The sequence below is a fragment of the Bradyrhizobium sp. SBR1B genome, from assembly GCF_014198205.1.
In the GTDB taxonomy this organism is placed as follows: Bacteria; Pseudomonadota; Alphaproteobacteria; order Rhizobiales; family Xanthobacteraceae; genus Bradyrhizobium.
On the sequence record NZ_JACIHC010000001.1, the window covers coordinates 834903 to 849441 of the forward strand.

12 protein-coding genes are annotated in these 14539 nt (G+C 64.9%); 3 read left to right on the forward strand and 9 right to left on the reverse strand.

Annotated features, from left to right (window positions below):
- Positions 1–83: 83 nt before the first annotated feature.
- Together GGD61_RS04060 and GGD61_RS04065 are read right to left on the reverse strand one after the other, a co-directional pair.
- The gene (locus tag GGD61_RS04060) at positions 84–881 is read right to left on the reverse strand and encodes an enoyl-CoA hydratase/isomerase family protein (RefSeq protein WP_092260948.1); all 798 of its coding nucleotides are present in this window, start codon (positions 879–881) and stop codon (positions 84–86) included.
- A gap of 43 nt (positions 882–924) precedes the next feature.
- Entirely contained in the window at positions 925–2124 is a 1200-nt protein-coding gene (locus tag GGD61_RS04065; RefSeq protein ID WP_092260946.1) for an alanine--glyoxylate aminotransferase family protein, read from the reverse strand.
- 205 nt (positions 2125–2329) lie between these two features.
- Between GGD61_RS04065 and GGD61_RS04070 the strand changes: the two genes are divergently transcribed.
- Positions 2330–5338: an FAD-binding and (Fe-S)-binding domain-containing protein gene (locus tag GGD61_RS04070; RefSeq protein ID WP_177237358.1), complete on the forward strand. Its 3009-nt coding sequence runs from the start codon at positions 2330–2332 to the stop codon at positions 5336–5338.
- Positions 5331–5759: a heme-binding protein gene (locus GGD61_RS04075; protein WP_183230236.1), complete on the forward strand. Its 429-nt coding sequence runs from the start codon at positions 5331–5333 to the stop codon at positions 5757–5759. Before GGD61_RS04070 ends, GGD61_RS04075 begins: the two co-directional genes overlap by 8 nt.
- A 352-nt stretch (positions 5760–6111) precedes the next feature.
- On the opposite strand, the gene GGD61_RS40350 is transcribed toward GGD61_RS04075, so the two are convergent.
- Positions 6112–6297, reverse strand: coding sequence for a hypothetical protein (locus GGD61_RS40350; protein ID WP_246785857.1), 186 nt, complete (start codon positions 6295–6297; stop codon positions 6112–6114).
- Between the two features lie 1341 nt (positions 6298–7638).
- Positions 7639–7815 (reverse strand): hypothetical protein, encoded by a 177-nt coding sequence (locus tag GGD61_RS41595; RefSeq protein ID WP_183230238.1) that lies wholly within the window; start codon positions 7813–7815, stop codon positions 7639–7641.
- A gap of 25 nt (positions 7816–7840) precedes the next feature.
- Between GGD61_RS41595 and GGD61_RS04090 the strand changes: the two genes are divergently transcribed.
- On the forward strand, positions 7841–8098 hold the full coding sequence (locus tag GGD61_RS04090; protein WP_210310935.1) for a hypothetical protein: 258 nt from the start codon (positions 7841–7843) through the stop codon (positions 8096–8098).
- A gap of 169 nt (positions 8099–8267) precedes the next feature.
- Here the strand turns inward: GGD61_RS04090 and GGD61_RS04095 are convergent, their stop codons facing one another.
- From GGD61_RS04095 to GGD61_RS04115, 5 genes are all read right to left on the reverse strand, one after another.
- Positions 8268–9830, reverse strand: coding sequence for an AAA family ATPase (locus GGD61_RS04095; protein ID WP_183230240.1), 1563 nt, complete (start codon positions 9828–9830; stop codon positions 8268–8270).
- Complete coding sequence (locus GGD61_RS04100) at positions 9827–10510, reverse strand: hypothetical protein (protein WP_244550752.1); 684 nt, start codon at positions 10508–10510, stop codon at positions 9827–9829. Before GGD61_RS04100 ends, GGD61_RS04095 begins: the two co-directional genes overlap by 4 nt.
- 348 nt (positions 10511–10858) lie before the next feature.
- On the reverse strand, positions 10859–11374 hold the full coding sequence (locus tag GGD61_RS04105; protein WP_143109095.1) for a hypothetical protein: 516 nt from the start codon (positions 11372–11374) through the stop codon (positions 10859–10861).
- Between the two features lie 11 nt (positions 11375–11385).
- Positions 11386–12402: a hypothetical protein gene (locus GGD61_RS04110; protein ID WP_183230242.1), complete on the reverse strand. Its 1017-nt coding sequence runs from the start codon at positions 12400–12402 to the stop codon at positions 11386–11388.
- Between the two features lie 443 nt (positions 12403–12845).
- A complete protein-coding gene (locus tag GGD61_RS04115; protein WP_092260932.1) occupies positions 12846–14447 on the reverse strand; it encodes a hypothetical protein in 1602 nt (533 codons plus the stop codon).
- Positions 14448–14539 lie beyond the last annotated feature (92 nt).

Genomic DNA, 14539 nt, shown 5'->3' on the forward strand with positions numbered 1-14539 from the left:
AATTTCTGCTTAGATCTCAAAGCCGACGTCTGCGCCTTTACGAGTACACGCCCTAATATGGCGCAGCCGGCCAACAACGCGGGCTACTTGCCCTTCCAGTTCGGCGTACGCTTGTTGAGGAAGGCGTCCATGCCCTCGCGAAAATCTTCGCTCATATAGGCCTTCAGGATCAAGTCCTCGCCCTCTTCGCGCGACAGCGTGCGGCGGATGCGGCGCACCGCTTCCTTGGTCGCTTCCAGCGTGAGCGGCGCGTGGCTGGCGACGAGCTTTGCGGTCTCGTCGGCGCGGCGCTGCAGCGTCTCGACGTCGGGCACGACCTCATTGAGGAGGCCAAGCGCCAGCGCCTCCGGCGCCTCGACGAGCCGCGCCTTGAAGATCAGATCCTTGGTGCGGGCGGGACCCACCAGCGCCACGACGCGGCTGATGTTGGACATCGACAGGCAGTTGCCGAGCGTGCGCGCGATCGGAAAGCCCATCCGCGTCGTCTCGGTGCCGATGCGCAGGTCGCAGCAGGCCGCGATGCCGGCGCCGCCGCCGGTGCAGGCGCCGGCGATGGCCGCGATCACGGGGACGCGGCACTGCTCGAGCGTGCCGAGCACGCGGTCGATGCGGACCTCGTAGTCGAGTGCGTCCTGCGCGGTCTTGAACGCACGGAACTGGGAAATGTCGGTGCCGGAGGCAAACGCCTTGTCGCCGGCGCCGGTCAGGATCAGCGCCTTGATCGAACGGTCCGCGTTGATCTCCTGGCAGATCTCCGCCATGCGATCATACATGGCGAAGGTCATTGCGTTGCGCGCCTGCGGGCGGTTGAAGGTGATCCGCGCGATGCCGTCCGTGACGGAGTAGAGCAGGTCTTCGTTGGCAGTCGTCGGTGCGTTCATCGCGCGCTCTCTTCTCTTAAGTTCGTCGAGGCCTGCCGAGGCGTTAAGCCACCTGAGCCTTGGTCATCGGCACCGCGTCGCGTCCCTTCAGGACGTCCATGGCCGCCAACACGCCGCCGCTCCGGTGCGGAATTTTTGCCAGATCCAGGCCCATCTCGACGCCGGCGAGCGTACCCATCAGCATCAGATCGTTGAAGTGGCCGATATGACCGATGCGGAAGACCTTGCCCTTGACCTTGTTCAGGCCGGTGCCGAGCGACATGTCGAAGTTCTCCAGCACAACCTTGCGGAAGGCGTCGGCGTCGTGGCTATCAGGCACGCGCACGCCGGTCAGCGCCGGCGAGTGTGCAGCCGGGTCGGCGCACTGCGTCTCCAGGCCCCAGACCTTGATCGCGGCGCGTGTCGCCGCGCTGTGGCGCTTGTGGCGGGTCCAGACGTTCTCCAGCCCCTCCTCTTCCAGCATCTTGACCGCTTCGCGCAGGCCGTAGAGCAGGTTGGTGGCGGGCGTATAGGGGAAGGTGCCGAGCTTGTTGAAGTTGATGACCTCCTGCCAATCCCAGTAGGAGCGCATGCCGGGGTTGGCCTTGGCCACGGCCAGCGCTTTCTCCGAGACGGCGTTGAAGCCGAGGCCGGGCGGCAGCATCAGGCCCTTCTGGGAGCCGGCGACCGAGACGTCGATGCCCCAGGCGTCGTGCTCATATTCCATCGAGCCGAGGCCGGAGATGGTATCGACCATCAGCAGCGCCGGATGCTTGACGCGGTCGAGCAGCTTGCGCACCTCCAGTGGCGGCGTCACGCAGCCGGTCGAGGTCTCGTTGTGCACGACGCAGACGGCCTTGATCGCGTGCTGCTTGTCGGCGACGAGGCGCTTCTCGATCTCGGCGAGGTCGGCGCCGTGACGCCAGTCGCTCGGAATGAAGTCGACGTCGAACTTGAACTTGTCGGCGATGCCGCGCCACAGCACGGCGAACTGGCCGGTCTCGCACATCAGGAGCTTGTCGCCGGGCGCGAACACGTTGACCATCGCCGCTTCCCAGGCGCCGGTGCCGGACGAGGGGAAAATGATCACGGGCTGCTTGGTGCGGAACACCCGCTGCATCGAGGCAAGAACCGCAAAACCGAGCTCGGCGAACTCCGGACCGCGATGGTCCAGCGTCGGCATGTCCATCGCCCGCAGCACCCGGTCGGGCACGTTCGTCGGTCCTGGAATCTGTAAGAAATGCCTTCCAGTGTGCACGGTCATCGGCGTCCTTCCCGGTCTTTGAGGCTTGTCTCGACGTGAGCGTCGGGGGCCCGAATTCGGGGCTCCCGCGAGCCGCTCGCATATCACTATTCGCCGGGCTTGTCCCTCGCCCGGCGAGGTCCGTCAATGCCCAAGAAGCAAGGCTCGCTTGCCAAGGGCCGTGACGGGAGGCAAGACGGTGCCGGCGAACAGGCGAAAGCGGACCATGGCGGCGGAAGTGGCTGGAAAATCACTGGAATCGGCTCAAAAGGGCGGCCTGGCGGCACGCCTGGCCCGGGAAATCACCGGCGATGTCCTGTTCGACCGCTTCAGCCGTGGCCGCTACGCCACCGACGCCTCGTTCTACCAGATCGTGCCGGCCGGCGTGGTCGTACCCAAGACCATGGACGAGGCCTTGCTGGCGCTGGCGATCGCCCGCGACGAGGGCCGCAAGGTCACCCCGCGCGGCGGCGGCACCTCGCAATGCGGCCAGACCGTCAATGACGGGATCGTGGTCGATCTATCGAAACACCTGAACCGCATCCTCTCGCTCGACGTCGAAGGCCGCACCTGCGTGGTCGAGCCCGGCATCGTGCTCGACGATCTCAACCGCCAGCTCAAAAAACATGGCCTGTGGTTCCCGGTCGACGTCTCCACGGCCTCGCGCGCCACCATCGGCGGCATGGCCGGCAACAATTCCTGCGGCGGACGCAGCTTGCGCTACGGCACCATGCGCGACAACACACTGTCGATGGAGGCCGCCCTCGCCGACGGCACGCTGAGCCGTTACGGCGAGGTCTCGCGCGATCTCTCCGATCTCGACGCCGGCAACAGCGCACGCGCCCTATTCCGCGACATGCTCGATCTCGGCACGCGCGAGGCCGATGAGATCGCCGCGCGCTTTCCCAAAGTGCAGCGCCGCGTCGGCGGCTACAATCTCGATGCGCTGGTGCCGCGCAATGCGCGCAACAACATGGCGCACCTCCTGGTCGGCTCCGAGGGCACGTTGGCCTTCACCACCAAAGTCGAGCTGAAGCTGTGGCCCGTGATCCGCAACAAGGCGCTGGGCGTCTGCCATTTCGGCAGCTTCTACGAGGCGATGGATGCGGCCCAGCATCTCGTCAAGCTGAAGCCAATCGCGGTCGAGCTGGTCGACCGCACCATGCTCGCGCTCGGCCGCGAGATCGCGATGTTCCGCCCCATTATCTCCACCGCGATCAAGGGCGATCCGGACGCCGTGCTGGTGGTCGAGTTCGCCGAGGAGGACCAGGCCGATAATCTTGTGCGCCTGAAACAGCTCGGTGAGCTCATGGGCGATCTCGGCTTCGGCTGGACCAACGACAAACGCAAATGGGGCGGCGTGGTCGAAATCACCGAGCCTGGATTGCAGAGCGGCATCGCCGATTTCCGCGCCGCCGGCCTCAACGTCATGATGTCGATGAAGCAGGAGGGCAAGCCGGTCTCTTTCGTCGAGGATTGCGCGGTGCCGCTGCCGCACCTCGCCGACTACACCGCACGACTGAACGAGGTGTTTGCGAAGCACGGCACCAGCGGCACGATGTATGCGCACGCCTCCGAGGGCTGCCTGCACGTGCGCCCGGTGCTGAATTTGAAGCTGGAGAAGGACGTCAAGGCGATGCGCGCCATCGCCGAAGAGGCCTTCGCGCTGGTGCGCGAGTACAAGGGCTCGCATTCCGGCGAGCATGGCGACGGCTTGGTGCGCTCCGAGTTTCACGAGACGATGTTCGGCGAACGCCTCGTTGCCGACTTCCGCGAGGTGAAGCAGCGCTTCGATGCCGATGGCACGCTCAATCCAGGCAAGATCGTCGACGCACCGAAGATGGACGACCGCTCGCTGTTCCGCTTCAAGCCCGACTATCGCGTCGGCGAGCTGAAGACGAAGCTCGACTGGTCGGCTTATCCCGGCGCGGGCGGCGGCTTCCAGGGCGCGGTCGAGATGTGCAACAACAACGGCGCCTGCCGAAAGCTCGAGGGCGGCGTGATGTGCCCGTCCTACCGCGCCACGCGCAACGAGAAGGATGTCACGCGCGGGCGTGCCAACACGCTGCGGCTCGCGATCTCCGGCCAGCTCGGCCCCGGCGCGCTGTCTTCCGACGAGATGATGGATACGCTGAAACTCTGCGTCTCCTGCAAGGCCTGCCGCCACGAATGCCCGACCGGCGTCGACATGGCCAAGATGAAGATCGAGGTGCTGGCCGCGCGTGCCGCCTCGCACGGCCTGAGATTGCGCGACCGCCTGGTCGGTTATCTCCCGCGCTATGCCGGCTTTGCATCGCGACTGGCGCCGCTGGCCAATTTGCGCAACCGCAGCCCGCTGCTCCGAAAGCTGTTCGAACGCTTTGCCGGCATCAGCGCGCGCCGCGCCCTGCCCGCCTTCCGCAGCGACGTTTTTGCGCCAGCGGCTGACGTGGTCGGGCCCGTTGATGGCCGTGAGGTCGTGCTGTTCGCCGACACCTTCAATCGCATATATGAGCGCGAGAACCTCGATGCCGCCTTGCGCGTGCTCACGGCCGGCGGTTATCGCGTGCATCTGCCGAAGGCGCTGAGCGGCAGCCGCCCGCTGTGCTGCGGCCGCACCTTCCTCTCCGCCGGCCTCGTCGATGAAGCCAGGGTCGAGCTCGATCGGCTGGTCGCTGCCTTTGCGCCCTTTGCCGCGCGCGGCGTGCCGATCGTCGGCCTCGAGCCGAGCTGCCTGTTGACGCTGCGCGATGAGCTCGCCTCGCTGCGCAAGGACAACGACGCCAAGGCGGTCGGCGCGCACGCGCTGACCTTCGAGGAATTTCTGGTGCGCGAGGCCGAGGCTGGCCGGCTGCAATTGCCCCTCGGCACCGTCGCTGAGAAGGCCGTCGTGCACGGCCATTGCCATCAAAAATCCTTCGGCGCCTTCAAGCCGGTCGAGCAGGTGCTGCGCCTCGTCCCGGGCCTTGCGGTCGAGACCATCGAATCGAGCTGCTGCGGCATGGCCGGCGCGTTCGGCTATGGCGCCGACACCTATGATGCCTCGATCGAGATGGCCGAGCTGTCGCTGCTGCCCGCCGTGCGGCGCGCAGACCCGACGACGCTGGTCGTTGCCGACGGCACCTCCTGCCGCCACCAGATCCACGACGGCGCCCAGCGCGAGGCGCTTCACGTCGCGCGCGTGCTGGCGATGAGCCTCGATCGTACTGAGACCAATTCCACCTCAACTGCTGCAAAGGAAACCAGCCATGGCTGACCTCACCCTCGACACCGCCCGCAGGATCCTCGACGCCGTCTTCGCGAAGGCCAGCGAACTCAAGCTGAAGCCGCTGGTCGTCACCATCCTCGACGCGCGCGGCGTGCTCAAGCTCGCCGCGGCGCAGGACGGCACCAGCCTCATGCGCGGCGAGATCGCGCATGGCAAGGCCTATGGCGCACTCGCCATGGGCATGGGCTCGCGGGCGCTGTTCCAGCGCGCCCAGGAGCAGGCCTTTTTCATCGACGCCGTGAACACCATCGCCAAGGGCGCGCTGGTGCCCGTGCCCGGCGGCGTCCTGATCATGGATGGTGCAACGCTGCTCGGCGCCGTCGGCGTGTCCGGCGATACGTCCGATAATGACGAGGCCTGCGCGGTGGCCGGCATCGAAGCCGCCCGGTTGAAGGCCAACGCGGGCTGAGCGATGCGGCCACGACCGCCCGTCGCCATCGGCGGGCGGCTCCCGATCAATTTTTGGAGAACAATACCATGCAAAGGACCGACGGGCACGACTTCGCGCGCTGCGGATTTAGCGAAATAATTTACGCGTCGGGCAAAACACCTGTAAGAATCTATGATCCGGCAATTAGACCCGATGCGTAGCGCGGCCATCAAAGGACGCCGCGCTGCAAACCGGATCACGCCGAAGATCAGGAGCCCACGTCCTCGCTCTCGATGGTGATACGGGGCTGAGTGGTGTGGATCTGCGGGTGCCAGCTCATCTTTGTCAGCGAGTAATAGGCCTTCAGCACCACGAACGCGTATCTGCATCGTCACCACTTTCTTGCGCTTGTCCGGATGCGGCTTGATCGGATAGCCGTCGGTATCCGGTAGACCACCGGCTTGGCGACCAGCCTCACGTCGTCGGGGCCGGCGAGCTTGTTGCCGCCGGCACGAATTTCCAGCCCGTCACGCAGCTTGTTCCGGATCGCATCTTCGACCGCCTTTGAGGTCAGCATGGTCGAAAGCGCGGCCGATCCGTGCCGGAGCGGCTGCTCGATTTTTCGGACATTATCGCCATAGAGGGGCAGAGCCGTGCGCGTTCCCGTGCCTGTGATCGGATCGTACCCCTCGGTCGGGGGCGTGCCGCACCCGGTACTGGTAGGAATCGGCCGGGAAGAAGTCGCGGAACACGATATGCGGGAACGGAAGGGCGAAATGATCCGCCGCCTCAATGCTCGCAACCGCATGCGCGGTGAGCTCATCGGCCAGATTGGCCTCCGCAGGCGCCGTCATGACATCCCCCGAAACACGTTGAAGGCAAGACTCGTTTGTATTCATCCTTGGATGAAAAAGACCAGGTGCACTGCGACATTGCGGGCGAGAACGCGATCACAATCTCATCGCACTACCTAGTTGGAGAGATTCGAGTGCGGCCCAGCCTTCCCGCAATGCTCAGTCTTATTGCTTTCAGCAATCTGTACTGGTTTGGCAGCTGCCGGATCTCGCAGTTCGGCTGGCAGCTTCTGGCGAAGTCGCACCGGGCCTGCGCCACGAACACGCTTCACGGCCGATGTCAACCCGGCCTGTGCCTCTGCCATCTGCGAGCGCGCCGATGTTTAGGTAAGTGCTCCTTGTCGAGTAATGGCATCCCGAGCCCGCCGGATTCTTAGGGCGAACAGAAGCTGGTGTTTGATGACGAGAAATCGACCTTAGAGCCTCAATAAATCAGCGAGCAATTTTATTAGTCTGAAGAATTTCTATCGCGCGGGCATTATGCCGGCGTTATGAGGGTGCGATCGGATTTTCGCGAGTTCACTCAGACACTTGCGAGGCAGGAATTAGGTCATCAAATGCGCAAGAAAATTACTCGAAATCCTGATTTCACGTGAATGAGGCGCAGGGCTGAGCTTCCATCTCGGCGCTATCGACCTGCGCTCGGGTCGGCGAAGCGCCGGCCGGCGATTGCGTCGCTGCTGCCGCCGGTCGCGAGTTCAAAGGCTTGCGATCGCGCACGATCCCTAAGAGGCGGATATATCGATGATCCTAGCGGCTGTCCGCTCTCATCCGAGAGAGGATTTGCGGTGATCCGCGGAGCGGTACGGCGCTTTCGACGCTTGTCCCGCCGATTTTGCAGCAAGCGATCTGATCGCGGAGCCTGGCTGGCTGCGAAGGCGCTCGAACCCGGCGGCCGTGAGCTGTTTGTCCGTGGAGGAGACCCGATGCAGCCGCGAGGTCGTTTTATCCGAAAGGTCGATCTGTACCTGCAAGCTCTCCCTCTCCGAGCCGAACGCCTTAACGTGCCATTCTGGCCCCACGTGCAGTTAGGTCTGGTCGCTCTATGGGGACAAACGATCTTTTCAGCTCCGACTCATCAATGGCGCATCGCGCTCGAGCAGACGGCAGGCCTGCTGCAGGGCCATTTTGATCTCGTCCGGTGAGAGTTGGGGATAGCCAAGGCACACAATCTCGCCGGCTAATCTGTCGGCCAGCGTGGCGAAAACCGGCCCCGGCGGCACGCGCGTGCCCCGGAACACCGGGGGACCCGCTCAGCACGTCGGGGTGCCGCACGATGACCAGCTCGTCCGCCGAAAGGCTGCCAGCGACGGCCTCGACGAGAGCGATCCGGGCAAGGAAATCGAGGGTGGATTCCCCCACGTTCCTCTGGCCGCCCCTGATCCGGCGCAGCATTCCCGCCGTGACGAGATGAACCCTGGTTCCGAGAATATCGGCGAGCATCGCCCTGGCTGTGAACATCTCGGCGCGATCTCCGTGGAGGACGAGGAGCAACTCCCCATCGCATACTTGGGCATCCAGTAATCTCATGAGGCGACCTCGCATAAACGATTTGTCCGAATCGCGCGGGCTCGCCGACGCTGGACGGGGCGCTCCAGATGGCCACCGCTGACGTCGGAGGTGATATGATGGGCCCGCGGTGAGCACTCTGCAGGCACGTTGAGGAGGCCGCTATGCACAGGACTCACCATGTTCAATTTCTCGCCGCCCGCAGATCACGCTCGCGCAGGATCGCATCGGCCATGCGGCGCAGCTGCCGCAACGAGCCACCCTTCCAATGCTGCGCAATCGCAGCGCGCTCGGTGCCGTCGAGCGGCGGGACCCAAACCGCATCTAGGCCGCGCTCCCGCGCGAGGTCGACCAGCACGGCGGGCAGCAGGGCGTCGAGGTCGTCGGGACCGGGGCTCGGAAACGTCACCACGCGAAACCTGTCGCGGATCGGCGAGGGCAGCGGATCGAGGCTGTTAGCGGTCGCGAGGTAGGAGACGTGGGAGACATCGACAGTTGTCTGAAGTGCGGGATCGGGATAGCGGGCACTGGTCTCAGGTTCGAGGAAGCCCAGCAACGCGTCCCAGAAGCGGCCATAGTCGGAGCGCGTGCCGGCCTTCTCCAATTCGTCGATCAGCACGAGCGCGTTAGCGATTCTGCCCTGTGCGATCGCCAGAAATGCGTGGCAGGGTTCGGCCGAATTCCACCGCCGGTCCGTGCCACCGAACACCGCGCTGTCGGCGCGCGCGGCATCCTCCCGCCAAATGCTGACGCCGAGGGTCTCGCCCAGTCGTCTGGCGAATCGGCTCTTGGCAACGCCGGGCGGGCCGACCAACAGCAGGGGGCGCAGGTAGACCGTCGTACGGCCGACGAGATCGGCGAGCGCGAAGTCGATCACATTCATGGCCCAGGGAAACTCGAATGCCAGCGCACTGCGGACCTTGTGCAGCGGCGGCGCCTCGACCAGCGGCAGGGGCGTGTTGATGGCGTGCTTGAGGGGCGCCAGGATGTCCTTGAGCTTGGAGCTCTTCATCTCGAGCTCAGACAGGCGCGCGACCATGACGTGGCGCGCGGGAATGACGTCCGCTTCGGCGCTCGCGGGCACTTGACCAGCGGCGGACTGCTCCTCTTCCTTCTTGGCTTTCTGCCGGTACTCGTCCTGGAACTGCTGCCAGATCTTTGCCTTCGCAGCAGCAAATCGGCGTTCGGCCATGCGGCTTCCGATGTAGACCGCGTTCGCTGTTGCCGAAACGCTGGCGGACAGCATCCCTGTGCAAGCCGGCAGCGCTGCCCAGCCGAAGGTGAACTGCTCGATGTCGCAGCCGAGCTCCTTCTCCACAGGCCCAAGGCTCTCAAAAAACGCGTGAACCAGCGCTTTGCCGACCCTTTGGTGTTCCTCGAGGTGACGAGAATTGCGCGGCGCCGGCAGCGACAGCAGCCGGACGCAGTCGGCCAGGCTCCGCAAGTTCGGTTCGTCTTGCATGACGGCACGCTGATCGAGCTCGGCTGCGAGCTCCACCCCGGTATCAAACGTGCGCTCCAAGGCCCAGGCGGCGCTCTGCGGCAGGTGCGGACACAGCTCATGGATCTCGGCGATCAGTCGCTCCGCGACATGCTGGGCTCCGTTGGTGCTCAGCATGGCATAGCGCAGGAGGCGCGGCAGTCCCTTCAGGCGATCCTCGCCGTCACCCGCATCGGCGGCCGCTCCTGTCGAGACGATATCTTCGAGGGCTGCCGGCAGGTCACCTGTCTCATCATCGGAGCTCATGCGCGCTCCGCCAGATCGCAGCATCGAACGAGCGTGGTCGGGTCCAACGGGCGCGTGAGCAGATCGAGCCAGAGGAGGTTGGCGCAGGCGAGCGCCATCACCGCCGCCGCGGGATCGCTTTCGCCGGCCACAGCCTTGAGCAGCTGGCCGAGCGGCATCGCTCGCTCGTCGAGCAGGAGCTGCTGGATGCGCAGCCGGAGCCCGATCGGAACAGCGAGGTCGTGGTAGGACCAAACCAGGTTCGCATTGCTGCACCGCGGCTCGCGCGCAATCTCTTCGGCAGTCAAAACAAGCGGCTCCAGCTCAAGCTCATCCGACGCGATCAGCACTGGACCCTCGTCCTCGGCATCGCCCAGGCGTCGCGCCGGCACGACGTCGAGGACATAGCGGCCGTCTTCGCGTTCCACGATGACAGCATCAAGCGAGGACACCTCGGACGCGACCCAGGCTGACGCCACGTAGCCGATGGAGCGCACCTGCGGATCGAGCGAGGCCTGGATCAGCGCATGGCGCATTGCCAAGTGTCGCACCGGGATCGCCGTCCTGGTCTTGACCGAGACAAAAAAATCATCGTGAGGCCTCTGGGCCTCTGTCACGTCGTACATAATACTACTCTCTTCTCCTACAGGGATGGACGAAAGGCGGGCTGCCACCGTCCGGTTGTCGTCGAGATCAGCCATGGGTTGCTCCAGGCCTGAGATCTCGACGTTGCAGTGCGGAGCGGGCCCCGGCACTCGAATCGGGTTGTCGCTGTCGCTCCGGTCCGCGCGAGGCCGACGGACTGTCGCGGGCGAGCCGCGCACGCCGTGATTGAAGGCGGACATGGAACGGTCCTGATGCCTGCGTGGCGGCCTCCCGCCGGTTGTGGCCTCTCGGGCCGGCTCCATGTCGACCAACCGTCATGCCTCGCCCTCCCCGCAGGCGCGCGGCACATCGAATGCGCGCAGCGCGTTCAGCACCACCCTCTCGCCTTGGGCAAAGCCGCCGCGGAGAGCGGCGTGGCCGCAGCGGGATTCGAACCATGATGCTCACAGCAAATCGGCGCCGTGGGGATCTGGCTCGGCGCGATCGATGACATAGGCGAGCACGAGCGCGCATCTGGACCCGCCCTCGAGCGCGAGACGGAGCACGGCCGTCATCCCGATATCGGTCCTGATGCCGCCGAGCCGCCTGATCGGCATCAAGGTCAACACCAGCGCGATCGCGGCATCCACATCGCCTCGCAGGGCCGGCTCGACCTCGGCGCCCTCGATCAGCGTTGCGACCTCGTCGAGCGCGCAGCGGATGGCGAGGTACTCCGCCGCCCGATACGTATCCGCCGGCATCGATCGCCACCAGCGCAGCGGTGCGATCTGAAGCAGGGCGCGGACGACCGGCGACGAGGTCTCAAGGAGCTTGGCATCCCCGCCCTCGCGCGGAGGCTTCAGGGTCTCACAGCAGGCGATGCTGATCCCGACGGGTGCGCCGCCCTCACCAGCGTGATCGGAAGGACTGGCCGCACCACCTTGCCGGGGCTCCGGCCCCGGCCTGACCATATTTGACATTTGCCGAGCCCCTATGCAGCGCGCCCGATCGGGCGCGCTGCGGGGCGCACCCACTTGGTGCCGGCCACGTGGGCCGCGGCCACGAACTTTGCTGCAACCGCTGCGCTGAAGAATCGCCAATCGACCTGGAGGCGCAGGCGATCCGTCACGCCAGCAATAGGAACCACGACACCCCGGCCGCGCAGATCAGCGCGCAGCCGTCTGATGTTCTGCCGCAAGCTCGGGTTCTCCCTCGCCCGCAGCTCCGATCCCGCTTTGACCACGAAAAAACCTTCATGATCGGCGGAGCCACGTGCCCAGATGCCGCAATAATCGAATTCGAGTTCTAGGGGCACCCGTCCGATCGGCGAGGCGATCTCGACGGCTTCCTCAGCATCCTGGTTGTCATCGCCCTTCGCTTCCGCGGTCGGCTGGCTCGGGAAATTGCCGTTCAGAACTCGGCAGCCGGCGTCGAAAAGGAGCCGTCGGGCCTCTTCCACGAGCCGCTCGGCCTGTTCGAGACGCCAGGGCAGAACACGCGGCTCCGCGGCGTTGGCGAGGCGAACCAGCCCCGCCTCTTTGACGAGCACGCTCAGACGGTGTTCCAGGTAGAGCCGGGTCGACCAATCCATCGTGCGCGGCTCTTCCTGCTCATGGATCAGGAAGACCTCGGTGGCGAAAGCTTTGGCGGGATCCACCGCGTGCTCGGCGATGCACTTCATCGCGCACTGGCTCTGCGCGATGTAGGCCTGGCCGTTACCCGCGAGCACATAGCACGCTGACCACTGATCAAAGCCCGCCGCAAGCCGCCTCGCCATCTCCGTTGAGAACGTCGTGACGGCGAGCCGGCCAGCCGGATCGCTGATCAGGCGGTAGCCTTCGATGCCGCCGAACGGGCGATGATGGTGTGGGTGCAGGGCTGGAGCTGCAGGGTCTCGGAAGAAATCTTCATTGATCGATCTCTCTGTCTTCGAGAGATCGCGTAGGCACGACATCGGACCGGCTGACCGCCGAACGCCCTGCTGGATTTGGCAGGGTCCGGCTGTCATCGCAGCTTGCCTGGCCTGTCCCGCAGAAATCGCGGACGGCCAGGATGGCGTCGCTCCCAGCGGGATCGCCAACGCCTGCAGCGGATCGGGACCGATTCATGCGACGTCATCGCGCCGCATGTCGTCGCGCTTCGCGATCCCTGCCTTAGCTGATGGTGATGGTGATGGTGATGAGGGCGATAGCGCCCGCCATGCACCCGACATCGGGCATGAGCCCGCACCCGGTCACATCGGACCGGAGATCGGGCAACGGAGAGGACGAGAGAAGGACTGCCGAATCGGCGTTATAATGGCGCTTAGCCATGGTGACTCCTGCTTAGTCGTCGTGGTTAGGCCGTCGACGGTGTTGGAAGCACCGGCGGCGGCCGCTTCGCGAGGGACGCGAAGTAGCCTCCAATATGTCGCTTGTGATCGGAATTTCCAGCAGGCACGACAATTCATGGTTAACGACGGCCAGCGCTAAAGTCCTCACCATCGAAATCGTCGGGATCGACACCACGCTTGGCGGCCTCTTTGGTGGCACGGTCGATCTTCCGGAGATCAAAGAGCTCGAGCCGTTTCTTGATCTGGGCGACCTGCTCCTCGACCGGCATCGGCACCTCCGTGATGAGGCGGGAATCCCAGGCCAGGCGCCGCTTGCCATAGTGCTCGACCTGGGTTTCCAGCGAGATGTGGCCAACCATGGCCGCAACCTCTTCCCGGGTATAGATCGTCTTCATATTGGCAATGAACTGATGGCGCAGGCTGTAGAGCGTGTATTGCTTCTTCATCCGCGGGAACAGCGTCTTGCAGAGCTTGCGCAGCAACTTCGAGACGTCGTACTGCCGCTGCGACCAGGTTCCGGCCAGCACCCACTCCCTGGACTGGTTGACCATCCGCTCCACCGCCTCCAAGGCCTCGGTCGAGAAATTCGACAGATCCAGCGTCCGGTGCGTAGCTCGGCCATCGGTGGCCTTCGCGCTGACCACATGCAGCCAAACCCGGCCGTTCGGGAAACGTCTGTCAGGACGACGTTCAAACGTGGTGAGAGACCATTCCACCGGACGTAAGCCGGTGTGGATCCCCGCGCGCAGCCAATCCCGGAGCCACGCCTGCGCCGGACTGCGGGAGGTTACGAGGAGAATCTTCCGGAGCTGCTGGAAATGCTGGTGATCAATTCGCTTGGCGCGCCTCGCTGCTCGAACCTCCTCCTCCTCACCGTTTCTCTTTCCTGACTGCCCCTCGTCGTTGCCGATCTTGAGATCCGCGTTCAGCATAGCGATGGCAGAGTCCCTGTAAATCGAGGGGATGGCCTGGACGATCGCGATCGCCGAGGCGCGGTACAGCCGCCAGGTGCTCCGGGAGAGGAAAGGTTTCAAGCCCAGCAGCCAGCTGGCGAACTGCTGCGGATCGGTGTCCTCAAGACTGAGTTGGAGGTCCGACTCGCGCATGTACCGCTTGAGCAGCCCCAGGCCGCGGGAAAGGTATTCCCGCTGCGTCTCCGCGGTCGCGATCTTCACCTTCGGAGCGGCGTCATCGCCCTCGCGGTCCTGAGCCGCACGCCGCTTCTCACGCGACTTCTCTGTGAGAGCGTGGTTGGCATCGATCAGACTACGCAGCTCGCCGTAGTCTGGACCATTGGGCTTGTCCGGATTGATGGCGAGCATTTGCTCGGGGCTCGGTAGGAAGTCCTCCGGCTCAGGGGCCTCGAGCAGTGCGTCGGCCGCCGGAATGGTAGAACGATAGCTCTCCATCACATCGTCCTCGATCTCGAGATGCTCCCGGTCCTCGTCCGGGATCCAGGATCGCCCGGATTCCAAGGATTCGACGGCTCCATCTCCTTCTTCCCGCGAGCGCGCCGGCTCGGGCCGACGTCCGAGCTCGCGAGCTGGCCGCGTCGATGGGAAGTGTTTGCCGGTTCGCGAAGCATCAGGTCGCGGGTGCGCCTCGCTAGGCAGATGGTCGACCGGCGGGGTGCGCCGGACGGCAAAGCCGGCCTCGAGCGTGAGCTCCCGAGGCCACTGAGGTTGCGCCTGGCGGCGCGCCTGTTCGCCGTCTTCGGCCATATTACTTCTCCGTTCGGGAGCCCCGCTTCGGCGGGATGTCTGATCCTTGGCTCCGCACTGGTCACGCCCGCTCAGGAAAGGCCCCCCCCTTT